Here is a 14853-nt window from a genome sequence, read left to right on the forward strand (position 1 = left end):
GCGTTTTCACAGATATGGAGTCAATTGTTGTTGGAACGCTTTCCTGGCGCATAGGGAAGCTCCCCCGCCCCCGTCATGCCCAGCTCTTCACGCGCCAGCTTCTCAATATAGGGGAGTTCGCCCAGACGCTCCTTCTCAGCGCGCAGACGGTCATTCTCTTCCTGCGCCACCGTGAGGCGCTCCGTTGCAAGACGCTGATCCTCATACACATGGGAGAGGTAGAATCCCTGTGATACGATCATCGAGCCAAAATAGGCCAGAATGAGAAGGAGTGCGATCATAAACCAGCGCGGTCTCCTAGGCGTCCTTCTCCTTGCCATGCGTATGCCCCCTCTTCCTTGTCAGCATTTCCATCAGAATCTTGGCCACGCGCTGTGCTGCATCCTCACATGCACAGTCACCTGCCGCCCGCCGCATATCCGAAATCCGATGCGCAAGGATCTCCTCCACCGCAGGTGCCATGCGCTCCCCTGGGTGCAGCCATACGGCGGCTCCACGCCGCGTCGCATAGACGGCGTTCTCTGTCTCAGGACCTGGAATCGGATCGTGCAGGAGGAGCGGCAGCCCCGCTGCAAATGCCTCACTAATCGTGAGACCTCCAGGCTTCGTGATAAGGAGGTCTGCCGCCCGCATGAGCACAGGCACCTCATCGGTATAGGCAAAGACGCGGATCACATGCCGCGATGTCTCAGCCACACGACGCGCATGTGCCTCGAGCACCTCATTGTGCCCCGCAGCAACGAGGATGGCAAGCCGTCGCTCAAGCGTCTCAAGTGCCACAAGCGTGCGATCCATGCCGCCGAGTCCGAGTCCTCCGCCCATGAGAAGAACGGTCGGCAGTCCCCCATGCAGGCCTACCCGCTCCTGTGCCTCCATCTGTCTCAGCGCATAATCCGCCCGCGCAATCGGTATGCCGCTCGCCTCTACCGTGCGAGGAGCAAATCCTCGCTCTGCCATCTCCGCCGCCATCGCCTCCGTTGCGACAAAGTACTGATCTACGCCGCGCACAAGCCAGATTGCATGCAGCGCATAGTCCGTCAGGAGTGCCGCCAATGCGTAGGAGCCTCCATATCGCGTGCGCCAGAGCGCCGCAGCCCCCTCGGGAAAGGGATGCGTCACGATGACGAGATCCGGCTCATAACACCGCACGATCCGTCCCATCGTGCGCACCATCACCTGCGCAAATGCGCCGCGCACAATACCGCCGCTCGCCTTCTTTCCCGCAATGCGGAAGAAAACATCATAGAGATCCGGGACGAAGCGTAGCATCGTGAGATAGATGCGCTTCATGAGGTAGTGAATTGTGGAAACTTCACGCGCCATAAAATCGACAACATCCACCTGTATAGCATCTGCCTGCGGGTGCGCCGCGAGCGCTGCACGGATTGCCTCGGCTGCGCGCGTGTGTCCGGACCCGATGGACGCTGTCAGGATGAGAATACGGGCACGCTCCATCCTCCACCTCCTCACAGAACCACGATTATTGTATCACAATTTTCAACGATGGACAAAAATTTTTTACGCTGTGAGACCACCGTCGACACAGTAAACGCTCCCCGTCACCCATCCTGCTGCGGGTGAGGCGAGAAATGCGATTACAGCAGCGGCTTCGCAGGGCGTTCCGATGCGTCCGAGCGGATAGACTGACGCCATCTCCCGCAGTTGCTCCTCACGGGCACGCTGCGATGAGAGCTGACGCTCCGTGAGCGGCGTCAGGATATCGGCAGGAGCAACGGCATTCACGCGCACCTGATCGCCTGCAAGGTCGAGCGCAAGTGAGCGTGTAAAGGCGATGACCGCCCCTTTCGTCGCCGCATATGCCGCGCAGAAATAATTCCCGTGCAGTCCCGCATCCGAGGCTACATTCACGATATTGCCCAGCGTGCTCCGCAGATGCGGCAGCGTCGCCTGCGTCAGATGGAATGTCCCCTTGACATTCGTCGCAATCAAGTCATCTAGGGTCTCCTCCGTGAGATCATCCAGCGCACCTTCTACGTAGATCCCGGCGGAGTTCACGAGGATATCGATGTCACCAAACGCGTGTACTGTCTCCTCTGCCGCACGATGGCAGTCCTCCGTGCGGCGCACATCAGAGCGCGTAAATTGCGCCCGCTCCCCCGCCGAAAGCTGCGCAAGCGCCGTCTGACCACGCGCCGCATCGCGCCCCACGAGCATGACCGATGCCCCGCCCGCAAGAAAGATCTCTGCCGCAGCAAGCCCAATTCCCGAGGTTCCGCCCGAGATCAGTGCCGTTTTTCCCACGAAGGCATCCCGTGTAAAAATATTCTGTTCCATATCCGTCCGATCAAAAGAAAAACCGGACTCCCAACGGAAGTCCGGTCTCACGTTCAAGAGAAAACTTAGTTCACAGAATCCTTCAGAGCCTTGCCAGCCTTGAACACAGGCGTCTTCGAGGCCGGAATGTTGATCTCCTTGCCCGTCCGGGGGTTGCGCCCCTTGCGTGCCTTACGATCCTTCACCTCGAAGGTACCGAAGCCGATCAGCTGAATCCTGTCGCCCTCGGAAAGTGCGTTCTTGACTGCCTCAAAAACGGCGTTGACCGCCTTCTCTGCGTCCTTCTTCGTCAGACCTGCCTGCTCTGCTACGTTTGCGACCAATTCCTGCTTGTTCAAAGTAGCATCCTCCTTTAGATATTTTCCATTTTCCTAGCGACCACAAGGGGTCGCGCTGTCATGAGAGAATTTAACAGAATTACTTCGAAAAATCAAGGGGAAAATCAAAAAAAAACCGCTTTTTTCCCTAAAAATACACGTTTTTTTATCCATTTTCCCAAAAACCAGGGGTGTATGGAATAAAAAGTGTGGTCAGATGATCAATATCTTCCTGCCAATCGAGTTCAAAAAGTGGGATGCGCTGCACGCGCTCATCGGGCAGTGCAAGATGATGAAGATAGATGACCTCCTGCGTATCTGGGAAGTGCTCCATCAGGAGGATCTTCAGATCAGAGGCCAGCTCACGTGAATAGAGCTGTGTGATGATGAGATTCTGTGCAGGTGGCGCAGCAACAGCCTCCTCATCCATCGCATCCACAATGGAGAGCCCGTTCACGGGATCGAGCCCGAGTGCAGCAAAAAGCGGCTCCAAAAAGCTCATCGCAGCCAGGATCTCGAGAGGCACCCCCGCCTCCATCGTGCGCTCGCGCAGAAGCTGTACCGTGCGCTCAGCGACAAAGGGGCTACCTGGAACGAGATAGAGCACATCCATCGTGCGTGCACGCGCCATCAAATCATCCACAATTGACGCGTACAGTTCATCGAAATCGTCGGCTTCCTCGTAGAGATGGTCATACGTCTCGTAAGAAATCCCCGCTGCATCGAGCACTTCCACCGTCGGATGAATGCGCGTGCGCAGGATAATGTGCTGCGCCGCCTCGATGCGCGCCCATGTCGCGCGCGTGACAAGCCCCGCATCCCCGGGGCCAAGTCCCGCCACTGTCAGTTTATATTCTGCCATATCTCACTCTCCACTCGCCATCTGTACAATCTCCAGTGCCGTATCCAATATCTCCCTGCGCTCCTTCGGCTGCAAGCGAATGCGGTAGCCATCTCCCTCCGGCAGGGGCCCAACACGCCGCCCAAAGGCGCGGTCAAGGCGCATGAGTGCGGGCAGGGGCAGCTTCTCTCCCTCGGGCAGTGCGATATCCAGAGCCTCACCCTTAGCCGCAATGCTGCGCGCGCCAAAGCTGCGCGCATAGTTCTTGATGCGCGCGATGTCGAGGAGTGCGAGCACAGGTGCTGTCGGCTCGCCGAAGCGGTCGATCAGCTCATCGAGCAGGGCATCCAGATCCTCATTCGTACGGACAGCGGCAATCTTCTGATAGATCTCGATCTTGTGCATCGCATCATCGATGTAGCCGCCGTCGAGATAGGCCTCCACGGGCAGATCGATGACCGTCTCCACGGGCGGCGGCACAGGTACCTCACCACGCTTGCGCGCAACAGCTTCCTCGAGCAGCTTGACATACATCTCAAAGCCGACGCCTGCGATATGCCCGTGCTGCTGTGCTCCAAGCAGACTACCCGCCCCGCGAATCTCGAGATCGCGCATGGCGATCTTAAAGCCCGAGCCAAGCTGGGCGAACTCCTTCATCGCCTGCAGACGTTTCTCCGCTGTCTCGCTGAGTACCTTGTCGCGCCGATACGTAAAGTAGGCAAACGCCATCTTTGCCGAACGCCCCACACGCCCGCGCATCTGATAAAGCTGCGAGAGCCCAAAGCGATCAGCATCGTAGATGATGATCGTATTCGCATTTGCCACGTCGATGCCGTTCTCGATGATACTCGTTGCGAGCAGGATGTCATAATGTCCCTCGTAGAAGTCCATCATGACCTGCTCGAGCACGTCTTCGTTCATCTGCCCGTGTGCCGAGGCAATGCGCGCCTCGGGCACGAGACGCAGCAGATGCTCGCGCATGCGGTCGATGCTCTCCACGCGGTTGTAGATGAAATAGATCTGCCCCCCACGCGCGAGCTCGCGTTCGATCGCGCCGCGCATCATTGCATCGCTGCTCTCCACAACGTAGGACTGCACGGGCAGACGGTCGGCGGGCGGCGTCTCGATGATGCTCATGTCGCGCGCTCCCGCGAGCGACATATGCAGCGTGCGCGGAATCGGCGTCGCCGAGAGCGTCAGCACATCGACCCCCGCCGCGAACTCCTTGATCTTCTCCTTCTGCGTGACGCCGAAGCGCTGCTCCTCATCCACGATCAGGAGACCGAGGTTCTGGAAGCGCACGCGCTTCCGATTGAGGATCGCGTGCGTCCCGATGAGGATGTCCACGCGCCCGCGTGCCACCTCGTGCAGGGTTGCAGCCTGTTCACGCACGGAGCGGAAGCGGCAGACCACGTCCACCTTCGGCGCGAACTCGGCAAAGCGCGCAGCAAAGGTCTGGTAGTGCTGCTGGGCAAGCACCGTCGTCGGCACGAGCACGGCGACCTGAAAGCCGTCCATTGCTGCCTTGAACGCCGCACGCACGGCGACCTCTGTCTTGCCAAAGCCCACGTCCCCGCAGAGCAGGCGATCCATGGGCTTCTCGCTCTCCATGTCGTGCTTAATCTCTGCAACGGCGCGCAGCTGATCTGCCGTCTCCTCGTAGGGGAACGCCTCCTCGAACTCGCGCTGCCCCGCATCGTCTGGTGTGAAGGCATGCCCCTTCGCGAGCTGGCGCGCGCTGTAGATCTCGAGCAGATGGTCGGCAATATCCTCCACGGACTTCTGCGCCTTTGCGCGCGCACGCGCCCAGTCCGCCGTACCCATGCGGTGCAGGCGTGGCGCTGCGCCCTCCGAGCCGATGTACTTTTGCAGGAGGCCGACCTGATCTGTCGGCACGAAGAGCTTGTCGTCTCCGCCGTACTGAATGCGCAGGTAGTCGCGGTGCACACCTGCCACCTCGAGCGTCTCCACCCCGAGGTACTTCCCAATGCCGTGTGATACATGGACAACGTAGTCGCCGGGCGCAATCTCGCGAAAGTGACGGATGCGCTCCCCTGCCGACGGTGTGCGCCGCAGCTTTGCCTTGTGGCGACCAAAGATATCCTGCTCCGTAAGAACCGCAATCTTCGCCGCGCTCAGTTCAAAGCCCGCGCGCAATGCCCCCGAGGTCACGACTACCGCATCCCTGACCTCCTCGCCCTCCCTGCGAAGAACAATTGCAGGGATCTTCCATCCCGTCAGCATATCGCGGACGAGATTCGCCCGCTCCACGCCGCCTGCGAGGACAAGCACTCTTGTCCCATCCGCAAGATAACGGCGCAGTTCACTCTCGAGTAGGGCGAATTGACGCTGAAATGCCGTCATCGGCACCATGTGGAAGCCGACAAGGGTCGTCGGTGCACAGGCGGAATAGGAGCGGCTCATCAGTGCGGCAAACACTTCGTGTCCCGCCGCGCCCGCCACAACCAGCTCCTCCCACGAGAAGAGGCGCGCGGCGCGTATGTCATCCTCCTGCGCAGCGTCCGAAAGCGCTGCACTCAGACGGGATGGCTCATCGAACAGCGTGATTCCCTCTCGTCCGAGATACGTCAAAAAGCACGCCTCCCCCTCATCATCCGCTGCACGCAGCGGCATGACGGAAGCCGTGCCGATATTTTTGATGGAGCGCTTTGTCAAAGGATCATACTCGCGCATAGAGTCGATCTCCGCGTCGAAGAATTCGATGCGGATGGGAGAGAGCGCGTTGATGGGAAAGATGTCGACGATGCCGCCGCGCACGCTGAACTGCCCAACGTGCTCCACCTCGGCCGCGTGCTCATAGCCGAGCGCAGTCAGGCGCTCGAGCAGCGTATCGCGCGGCAGTTCCTCACCGAGGCGCAGGGAGAGCGCAGCGCGCGAAAACTCCGCCGTACTGAGCCCCTTCTGTGCCGCCGCCCCGATATCCGAGAGCACAATGATCGGCTCATGGCGCAGGAGCCGGGCGAGAATGTTCATCCGCTGTGCCGAACGCTCGAGCCCCTTTGCCGCACCAGGTGCAGCGAAATCGATGCGATCCAGCTCGGGCAGTTCATAGACATCCGCCTCAGGCAGGAGCGATGCCAGATCCTCCTGCCACGCGCGCAGCGCTTCGCGCCCGCTCGTCACGATGGCGAGTGGGCGCGGGGCGCTGTCATAGGCAGCAGCGACGGCAGCGTGCTTCATGGAGCCGGCAAATCCGTGCGCAAGGATTTGCTGTGGCTCCCCGCCCAATGAATCTGCCAGCTGATGCACGCCGCTGTCTGCACACAAGATCGAAAAGAGTGCGTTCATTTGGGAGCTGCAGCGAGCGCTGCGCGCACAAAACCTGCAAAGAGCGGATGCGGATGGTTCGGCCGCGACTTGAGCTCCGGATGGAACTGAGAGGCGACGAACCACGGATGATCCGCGATCTCCACGACCTCCACGAGGCGGTTGTCGGGGCTTGTGCCCGCAATGACCATGCCCTTTTCCTCGAGCTGTGCACGGTAGGCATTGTTGAACTCAAAGCGATGGCGATGGCGCTCGCTGATCTCGATTGTGCCGTATTCTGCACGGGAGCGGGACGCGTCGGAGAGGATGCACGGATATGCCCCGAGGCGCATGGTACCGCCCTTTTCCTCCACATCCTGCTGATCTGCCATCAGGGCGATGACGGGATGCGGCGTCTCGGGCACAAACTCCGTGCTGTGCGCATTGGCGAGACCCGCAACGTGACGCGCGAACTCGATGACGGCACACTGCATGCCGAGACAGAGCCCGAGGAAGGGAATCTCATGCTCGCGTGCATACTGGATCGCGCGGATCTTCCCCTCGACACCGCGGTCGCCGAAGCCGCCGGGGACGAGAATTCCCCTGCATCCGACGAAGATCTCATCGAGATCGGCATTCGGTGCCTCAAGCTCCTCCGCGTTGATCCACGTGATCTTCACCTGAGCATCGTGCTCGATGCCGCCGTGATGGAGCGCCTCCGTCACAGACATATAGGCGTCCGGCAGGGCTACGTATTTGCCGACAACGGCGATCTTCACCTTTTTCGCGGGATGGTTGATTTTGAAGACCATCTTCTCCCACATCTCCATATTGGACGGATCGAAGTTCATCGCCATCTTCTCGAGCACGATGCGGTCGAGTCCCTCCTGCTGCATCATGAGGGGAACCTCGTAGATCGTCGCTGCCGTACGGTTCTCGATGACGGCATCCGCATCCACATCGCAAAAGAGTGCGATCTTCTCCTTCATCTCGCGCGGAATAGGCTGCTCCGTGCGGCAGACGAGGATATCCGGCTGGATACCGATCGCTCGCAGCTCCTTGACGCTGTGCTGCGTTGGCTTCGTCTTCAGCTCGCCCGCCGCCCCGATGTAGGGCAGCAAGGTCACATGGATATAGAGTGCGTCGTTCTTGCCGACTTCCTTCTTAACCTGGCGAATCGCCTCGAGGAACGGCAGGCTCTCGATATCGCCGACCGTCCCGCCGATCTCCGTGATGACCACGTCGGCGTTGTCCGCCTTTGCCACATCGTAGACGCGCTGCTTGATCTCGTTCGTGATATGCGGAATGACCTGCACCGTCGAGCCGAGATAGTCGCCGTGGCGCTCCTTGTTGAGCACCGTCGAGTAGACCTTTCCCGTCGTGATATTCGAACGCTTTGTGAGGTTAATGTCGATGAAGCGCTCATAGTGCCCGAGATCGAGATCCGTCTCCGCCCCGTCATCCGTGACGAACACCTCGCCGTGTTGATAGGGGCTCATCGTGCCGGGGTCAATATTGATGTAGGGGTCGAATTTCTGAATCGTGACCTTCAGCCCGCGATTCTTGAGCAGCCGACCGAGCGATGCCGCCGTAATGCCCTTGCCGAGCGATGAGACCACTCCACCCGTGACGAAAATATACTTTGCCATGCCGTTCCTCCGCACTCCTTACATCAGTTCTGAATGCTCTCGAGCTTCTTCTTGCGCGCTGTCTCCTTCGTAATCGCCGTCTTTGCCGCAGCGGAGGAGGCGCGGGACGAGGAGCGCTTGACCTCAGGCGGAACCCACTCCGTCAGCCCCCATTTGCTCTCGCCCTCATAGTGAAAGCGGCTGTCCATGTTCATCATCGTATAGATCTCGGAGATCGCCATGGCCAGAGACTGTACGGGTTTGTGCGTCGCCTCGATGACCTCGGTGATCAGCTCCTTATAGTGAACGGGCGTTTCCTTCTTCGCGAGGATGTGATAGGCGGCGTCCACTTCCGACATGTGTTCAAAATCCATAGATACGCTCCTTTCAAGCGGCGCTTACATCTTCTCCGGTGCCGAGACCCCGAGCACACCGAGATTGTGGCGAATCACGCGCCCTGTCGCAAGCACAAGGGCGAGGCGCGCAGAGGCGAGAGCCGGCTTCTGTCCGACAATGCGGCATTTATTGTAGAACGAGTGGAATGCACTCGCGAGTTCATGACTGTAACGTGCAATGCGCTGCGGAGCATAATCCGTCGCTGCGCGCGCGATTTCCTCGGGGTAGGAGGCGAGCTTCTTGATGAGTGCGATTTCCGTCTCGTCCGTCAGGAGCTCGAGCTCTGCCCCATCCCGCACGGCAATCCCCGCCTCATCCGCCTGACGGAAGATGCTCGAGATGCGCGCATGCGCATACTGGATGTAGTAAACGGGATTCTCATTGGACTTCTTCTTGGCAAGGTCGAGGTCGAAATCAAGCTGACTGTCGAGCGAGCGCATGAGGAAGAAGTAGCGCGCTGCATCGACGCCGACCTCCTCCATCAGCTCGCGCAGTGTGACCGTCTCACCCGTGCGCTTGCTCAGCTTCACGAGCTCTCCATCACGGTAGAGGCTCACCATCTGCAGGAGGAGTACCGTGAGCACTTCGGGATCGTGTCCGAGTGCCGCCATCGCCGCCTTGACACGCGCCACATAGCCGTGGTGATCCGCGCCCCATATGTTGATGAGGCGTCCGTAGCCGCGCTCGTATTTATCGTCGTGGTAGGCGATGTCTGCTGCGAGATAGGTCGGTACGCCGTTATCGCGGAAGATCACGCGATCCTTGTCATCTCCGTAGTCCGTCGAGCACAGCCAGACTGCGCCGTCCTTCTCGTATGCCTTCCCGCGCTCGAGCAGCGTGTCCACCACACGACGCACGGCATCGGGATGCAGTGTGCGCTCGCTGTACCAGCGATCGAAGGTCACGCCGAAATCCGCCAGATCCTCCTCAAGCGCCGCAAGCTTCTCACGGTAGGCGACATCCTGAAAGAGCTGCAGACGCTCCTCCTCGGGCAGTGCGAGATACCTATCCCCCTCGCGGTCAATGATCCGCTGCGCCGTCTCCACGATATCCGCACCGTGGTAGCCATTCTCGGGGAATTCCACCTCTTTGCCAAGGAGTTCCAAATAGCGTGCATTCACCGACACAGCGAGGAGATTCATCTGATTGCCTGCGTCGTTCACATAGTACTCGCTGTCCACAGCATATCCCGCCGTGCGCAGCAGATTCACAAGCGCCGAGCCGACGGCTGCGCCGCGCCCATGTCCTACGTGCAGAGGACCCGTCGGGTTCGCGCTGACATATTCCACCTGAATACGCGGCGCATCCTGCGATGGCAGCGTACCATAGTCCTCCCCTGCAGCAAGAATGGCACGCAGAGTATCGGCAATCACCGACTTTTTGAGATAGAGATTGATGAAGCCGGGGCCTGCGACCTCCGCGCGATCGAGCCAATCACCCGCAAGATGCGCCTGAATCGCCGCTGCAATCTTCTGCGGCGGCTGACGAAAGACGCGTGCGGACTGCATTGCAAAATTCGTCGCAAAGTCGCCGAGCTCCTTCTCGGGCGGCTCCTCCAGAAGAATTGCAGGGAGTGCGTCGCCCTCCGGCAGCTCTCCCGCCGCCACAGCTGCCTCTACTGCGCGTATGAGCGCCTGCTCGATCTGCTGCTTGATATCCACCTTCGTTATTACTCCTTTACATAGGTTCGATCCGTATCTCGAGCGTATTGTCACTTTGACGCACGCCATCCACATAGAGTGTATAAAAGAGATATATCTCCTCCCGCCCGTCCGCAAATGTACGCATGCGCAGGCGGCGCGTATCCGTCTTGATGAGAAATGTGCCGTACGGCGTACGGTAGTTGCTCGAGCGCTCCTCACCTGCGGAAAAATGCTGCGTCCAGCGTACAACGCCGCGACGCTGGAGCATAACCCCCGCCGCGCCGATCCGCAGAACCGACGGAACGGTCTCACCATCAATCAGCGTCGCATCATCGTAGCTGACATAGTGGCTCTCACCACGCAAAAAACGCCGTCCGGTAACGGACAGCGCAATGCGGCTCTCCTCGCCCGCAGCATCCACCTGCCTCCCGTCGAGGAAGACACGTACCTGCTCCGCACCCTTCATCGAATCGTCCCTCCGACAAAAAGTGTCCTGCATAGCCTAATTCTGATCGACGGCAATCGCGAGATCCACCATCTGACCGCTCAAATTCATCTCCACAACGAGGTATTGCCCATCGCTGATCTTGACATCGAAATCCTTGCCCACGCTCAGAGATGGCGTGGAGATGTCAACGTCGAGACCCAGCCCCGTGATATTCGTCGCCGTGTGCGCCGTCAGCATGTTGCTGAGCTCAGAGATCGCACTCTGCGCCATCTCGTCAAACGACTCCACCGGCATGCCCATCATCATCTGAGAGGCAATGAACTTTGCCGTATCCTCACTCATATTGTAGACGACATTCCCGCGGATCTGCTTCGTAAAGCCGACCAGCATCGATACCCCGTGACTCTTGACCCGATCCGATGCGGCATAGAGTTTTGTCCGCGTCGGCTCGGGGAACCCCAGCATCGGCATGACCGTTGTAAAGGCATCCACAAAAGGATTGATCAGTTTTGCATCCATCTACTACTCTCCCTCTGCAAAGCCCACATTCATCCGCACCATTCCAATTGGCAGCCGTATGCTGATGCAGAACGTCGTCATACGTGGGCTGACAATATGCACCTGAGACCCATGAATCGTCCCCGGCGGTGTCAGGCGCAGTTCCTTTCCCTCAAGTACGTTGTTGATCTTCGATACGGCACGTCCCGCGAGGATGTTCGCCGCCTCCTCGACGGCATCCACCGCCTCGACATCATCGACTTCTTCCACAGGCGCACGTCCAAGCATGTGCATCGCGAACAGCTTGATTACAGACTCATCCATATAGAAAATCGCACGGCCTGTCGTGAATCCCGTAATGCCGATAATGACGGCAACACCGCTCACATCGAGTGAGCGCGAATCATACGGCTCAATCTCGACCTCCCCCTCCATGCCGAGAAGTCCTGCGAGTCCCTGTTGGAGGCCTCGCCCAAAGGGCTTGGCATAGAGTTCACGAAACGCCGACTCCTGACTCACCGCAGACTCACAGATGAGATGGAGCGTGTCCACAAGATCCGACTTCGACACCGGCTTTTGCAAAAATGCGCGGATTCCGACAGCCTTTCCCTGCGTGATGAGATTCAGATCCTTCATCGCACTGATCATCAGAATTTTTGCATGCGCATCCGCCGCAAGAATACGTTTGCTGCACTCCAACCCATTTGCATCTGGCAGATTCATATCCATTGTCACAAGATCCGGATGCAGCTCCGTGTAAAGGCGCAGTGCCTCTACCGCATCTGCCGCCATACCGCAGACCTCGAAATCCGTATCCCTTAGATTTTCAGCAATCATCACGCGGCTGATCTTGGAGTCATCCACAATCAGCACCCGTAATTTCCCCATACAAACTCACCCTCTTTTACGGACTGTTACATGTATTCCCTATTATACACGAAACAACGGCGTTCGTCACATGTTTTTTGGCAAAACTTCCACCCAGTACCCGTCCGGATCTTCAACGAAATAGATGCCCATCTCCGCATTTTCATAGCAGATGATGCCCATCTCCGCATGTTTTGCGCGTGCTGCAGCATAATCGTCCGTATAGAGCGCGAGATGGAACTCCTTCTCCCCAAGATCGTACGGCTCCGTGCGCGCATGCAGATACGTCAACTCGAGCTCGAAATCTGTCACGCCATCCCAGAGGTAGACGAGCGTAAATCCCTCAGCCTCCAAGCGGCGCTTCTCACGAAAGCCGAATGCCTTCTCATAGAAGTCCATGCTGCGTGCAAGATCAAGCACATTGAAATTCACGTGCGTAAACGTAAATGACATCCTGTCCTCCCAACCAAAAACACATTGTATCTCGGAAACACTGCATATGCAGTAACAAACACAATAATTACGTGCGGTCTACGCGGTCAAAGAGCTCCGTCACCTCAGGTGCGGGCTCCCGATCGAGCTTGCTCACAATGTAGATCGCAAGAAGTCCGAGCAAAAAGCCCGGCACAATCTCATAGAGACCAAAGAGCGCAAACTGCTTCCAGACGAGCACCGTAATGCCGCCCGTCACAATCCCCGCAAGCACACCGCGCTCCGTCGTACGCCGCCAGAACAGACACATGAGGAGCGCAGGGCCGAAGGATGCACCGAAGCCCGCCCATGCGTACGCCACCATATCGAGAATAAAGTTATCGGGACTCAGTCCGAGGTAGATCGCCGCCGCCGCAATCGCAAGCACGGACAAGCGGCTCACCCAGACGAGCTCCACCTGCTGTGCATGCGGGCGGAAGCTGCGCCGATAGATATCCTGCGCGAACGCCGATGCCGCAACGAGCAGCTGCGCAGAGGCTGTACTCATGATTGCCGCAAGCACCGCCGCGAGGATCAGCCCTGCCACAATGGGCGGGAAGAGCTCGCCCGCCATCGCGAGGAACACCGTCTCTGCCGCCGTCCCCTCAAGGGGTGTCCTGAGATAGACTGCACCGACCATGCCGACCAGAATCGCAGCGGAGAGCGAGATCACCACCCACACCATTGCAATACGCGTCGCCTGCGGCAGCTCCTCCGCATGACGAATCGCCATGAAGCGCACGAGGATGTGCGGCTGTCCGAAGTAGCCGATGCCCCATGCCATGAGAGAAATGAATTCAATGACTCCGAGCGTACTCCCGTCCACCTTTGTCAGCGGCGAAAAGAACGAGGCGTGCTCCATGTAGATCAGCTCCGCCGTCGCCGTGAAGCCGCCGAGCATGACGGCAGCACCCACGGGCACCACGAGGATCGCGAAGAACATCATCACGCCCTGGATGAAATCCGTGCGCGAGACGGCAAGGAAGCCGCCAACAAGCGTATAGAAGACGACCACAGCCGCGCCTGCAATGAGAGCCGTGAAATACGGCAGCTGAAAGATCGTCTCGAAGAGACGCCCCGCCGCCACGAATCCCGAAGACGTATAGAGAATGAAGAAGATCAGAATGAAGATTGCCGGCACGATGCGCAGTGCACCCGATGTCGCAAAGAACCGATTCTCAAAGAAATCCGGCAGCGTCAGCGAGTTGTTCGCAAGCTCCGTATAGACGCGCAGGCGCGCCGCAATGAACTGCCAATTCGCCCATGTACCGAGTGCAAGACCGAGGGCAATCCAGCCCGCATTGAGCCCTGCCACATATGCAAATCCAGGCAGCCCCATGAGCATCCACCCCGACATATCCGATGCCTCGGCGCTCATCGAGGTCACCCATGCGCCGAGTTTCCGATTGCCAAGAAAGTAGTCGCTCATATTGCGCGTACGCCGATAGTAATAGACGCCAATCCCCATCATCACGAGCATATAGACAAGGAAGATGACGCTGATTTCAATTTGCTCTGCCAAAGACAAATCCCCCGTTAGCAAGGAATCGCTGATAAAATGAAGTCCGTCAGATTGGTGTAGATTTTTTGTCCTGTCAAGGAGACAAACCGGACGCATAGCAAAAGCTATGTGGAGGATTTGTCGACGCAGAGAGGGCGAAAAAGATGCTCCAAGATGATCGGGCTGAATTTATCAGTGCTTCCTTAAACAATATGACGTTCATTATACGAGATTTTTGCCCGAAAAGCAAAATTTTTCGGGAGCTCGCGCTCTTTGGCATGAAAAAACCCCGCATGCGCGGGGTTGCTCTCCTAGATGGACGACGTTACTCCTGCTGTTCAAACAGAGACTTATCCACGCCACAGAGCGGGCAGACAAAATCCTCCGGCAGATCCTCAAACGCCACACCTGCGGCGAGATCGTAGTCGGCGTCGCCGACCGCCTCATCATAGACCCAGCCGCAAACCGTACAAACCCATGTCTTCACGGGAAGCCCTCCTTAATATAATACACACAATTAAAACATAACACACAGATGTATCGGGAGATTAGACTTATGTATAAGTTACTACCCAATAACAATTATTATATTACAACATATTTTGTCTTTTGGCTAGGGGTTTTGAAAAAAATTTATAAATTTTTACGGAATCGCTGATAAAATGAAGTCCGTCAGATTGG

At 58.0% G+C, this 14853-nt stretch carries 16 protein-coding genes; 1 reads left to right on the plus strand and 15 read right to left on the minus strand.

Translation table 11 applies throughout. From position 1 onward, the window contains the following. Nucleotides 1-20: 20 nt before the first annotated feature. The 14 genes from HMPREF9163_RS10775 to putP form a co-directional block, all read right to left on the minus strand. Nucleotides 21-281 (minus strand): septum formation initiator family protein, encoded by a 261-nt coding sequence (locus HMPREF9163_RS10775; protein WP_009441830.1) that lies wholly within the window; start codon nt 279-281, stop codon nt 21-23. A 16-nt stretch (nt 282-297) separates the two neighbouring features. Next, nucleotides 298-1455, minus strand: coding sequence for a glycosyltransferase (locus HMPREF9163_RS10780; protein WP_009441831.1), 1158 nt, complete (start codon nt 1453-1455; stop codon nt 298-300). Nucleotides 1456-1518: 63 nt separating this feature from the next. Further along, nucleotides 1519-2295 carry an SDR family NAD(P)-dependent oxidoreductase gene (locus HMPREF9163_RS10785; RefSeq protein ID WP_009441832.1) on the minus strand — a complete coding sequence of 259 codons (777 nt, stop codon included), beginning with the start codon at nt 2293-2295 and terminating at the stop codon, nt 1519-1521. Nucleotides 2296-2360: 65 nt separating this feature from the next. Further along, a complete protein-coding gene (locus HMPREF9163_RS10790) occupies nt 2361-2633 on the minus strand; it encodes an HU family DNA-binding protein (RefSeq protein WP_009441833.1) in 273 nt (90 codons plus the stop codon). A 145-nt stretch (nt 2634-2778) separates the two neighbouring features. Next, entirely contained in the window at nt 2779-3474 is a 696-nt protein-coding gene (locus tag HMPREF9163_RS10795) for an SAM-dependent methyltransferase (RefSeq protein ID WP_009441834.1), read from the minus strand. A 3-nt stretch (nt 3475-3477) separates the two neighbouring features. Beyond that, complete coding sequence (gene mfd, locus HMPREF9163_RS10800; RefSeq protein WP_009441835.1) at nt 3478-6762, minus strand: transcription-repair coupling factor; 3285 nt, start codon at nt 6760-6762, stop codon at nt 3478-3480. Next, nucleotides 6759-8369 carry a CTP synthase gene (locus HMPREF9163_RS10805; RefSeq protein WP_009441836.1) on the minus strand — a complete coding sequence of 537 codons (1611 nt, stop codon included), beginning with the start codon at nt 8367-8369 and terminating at the stop codon, nt 6759-6761. Before HMPREF9163_RS10805 ends, mfd begins: the two co-directional genes overlap by 4 nt. 23 nt (nt 8370-8392) lie before the next feature. Beyond that, complete coding sequence (gene rpoE / locus HMPREF9163_RS10810; protein ID WP_009441837.1) at nt 8393-8722, minus strand: DNA-directed RNA polymerase subunit delta; 330 nt, start codon at nt 8720-8722, stop codon at nt 8393-8395. A 24-nt stretch (nt 8723-8746) separates the two neighbouring features. Beyond that, nucleotides 8747-10405: an arginine--tRNA ligase gene (gene argS, locus HMPREF9163_RS10815; RefSeq protein WP_009441838.1), complete on the minus strand. Its 1659-nt coding sequence runs from the start codon at nt 10403-10405 to the stop codon at nt 8747-8749. Between the two features lie 16 nt (nt 10406-10421). Next, entirely contained in the window at nt 10422-10853 is a 432-nt protein-coding gene (locus HMPREF9163_RS10820; RefSeq protein ID WP_037347075.1) for a DUF1934 domain-containing protein, read from the minus strand. 36 nt (nt 10854-10889) lie between these two features. Beyond that, nucleotides 10890-11354, minus strand: a complete 465-nt coding sequence (locus tag HMPREF9163_RS10825) for a chemotaxis protein CheX (protein ID WP_009441840.1) — start codon at nt 11352-11354, stop codon at nt 10890-10892. 3 nt (nt 11355-11357) lie between these two features. Continuing rightward, nucleotides 11358-12221, minus strand: coding sequence for a response regulator (locus HMPREF9163_RS10830; RefSeq protein WP_009441841.1), 864 nt, complete (start codon nt 12219-12221; stop codon nt 11358-11360). A gap of 66 nt (nt 12222-12287) precedes the next feature. After that, entirely contained in the window at nt 12288-12653 is a 366-nt protein-coding gene (locus tag HMPREF9163_RS10835; protein ID WP_009441842.1) for a VOC family protein, read from the minus strand. A 67-nt stretch (nt 12654-12720) separates the two neighbouring features. Next, complete coding sequence (putP, locus tag HMPREF9163_RS10840) at nt 12721-14193, minus strand: sodium/proline symporter PutP (protein ID WP_037347077.1); 1473 nt, start codon at nt 14191-14193, stop codon at nt 12721-12723. A 60-nt stretch (nt 14194-14253) separates the two neighbouring features. Here putP and HMPREF9163_RS12620 point away from each other — a divergent pair, with 60 nt between their 5' ends. Continuing rightward, nucleotides 14254-14379, plus strand: a complete 126-nt coding sequence (locus tag HMPREF9163_RS12620) for a secretion protein HlyD (RefSeq protein ID WP_232296703.1) — start codon at nt 14254-14256, stop codon at nt 14377-14379. Between the two features lie 118 nt (nt 14380-14497). Here the strand turns inward: HMPREF9163_RS12620 and HMPREF9163_RS10845 are convergent, their stop codons facing one another. Further along, nucleotides 14498-14659: a rubredoxin gene (locus HMPREF9163_RS10845; protein ID WP_009441845.1), complete on the minus strand. Its 162-nt coding sequence runs from the start codon at nt 14657-14659 to the stop codon at nt 14498-14500. Nucleotides 14660-14853: the final 194 nt, after the last annotated feature.

The organism is Selenomonas sp. oral taxon 138 str. F0429 (assembly GCF_000318175.2).
Classification (GTDB): Bacteria; Bacillota; Negativicutes; order Selenomonadales; family Selenomonadaceae; genus Centipeda; species Centipeda timonae.

Excerpts from the sequence above, each read along its gene's own strand:
- HMPREF9163_RS10795 (WP_009441834.1), bottom strand. The coding sequence starts at position 3,474 with ATGGCAGAATATAAACTGACAGTGGCGGGACTTGGCCCCGGGGATGCG.
- HMPREF9163_RS10805 (WP_009441836.1), bottom strand. The coding sequence starts at position 8,369 with ATGGCAAAGTATATTTTCGTCACGGGTGGAGTGGTCTCATCGCTCGGC.
- HMPREF9163_RS10780 (WP_009441831.1), bottom strand. The coding sequence starts at position 1,455 with ATGGAGCGTGCCCGTATTCTCATCCTGACAGCGTCCATCGGGTCCGGA.
- HMPREF9163_RS10820 (WP_037347075.1), bottom strand. The coding sequence starts at position 10,853 with ATGAAGGGTGCGGAGCAGGTACGTGTCTTCCTCGACGGGAGGCAGGTG.
- HMPREF9163_RS10825 (WP_009441840.1), bottom strand. The coding sequence starts at position 11,354 with ATGGATGCAAAACTGATCAATCCTTTTGTGGATGCCTTTACAACGGTC.
- HMPREF9163_RS10835 (WP_009441842.1), bottom strand. The coding sequence starts at position 12,653 with ATGTCATTTACGTTTACGCACGTGAATTTCAATGTGCTTGATCTTGCA.
- HMPREF9163_RS10785 (WP_009441832.1), bottom strand. The coding sequence starts at position 2,295 with ATGGAACAGAATATTTTTACACGGGATGCCTTCGTGGGAAAAACGGCA.
- HMPREF9163_RS10830 (WP_009441841.1), bottom strand. The coding sequence starts at position 12,221 with ATGGGGAAATTACGGGTGCTGATTGTGGATGACTCCAAGATCAGCCGC.
- mfd (WP_009441835.1), bottom strand. The coding sequence starts at position 6,762 with ATGAACGCACTCTTTTCGATCTTGTGTGCAGACAGCGGCGTGCATCAG.
- HMPREF9163_RS10775 (WP_009441830.1), bottom strand. The coding sequence starts at position 281 with ATGATCGCACTCCTTCTCATTCTGGCCTATTTTGGCTCGATGATCGTA.
- rpoE (WP_009441837.1), bottom strand. The coding sequence starts at position 8,722 with ATGGATTTTGAACACATGTCGGAAGTGGACGCCGCCTATCACATCCTC.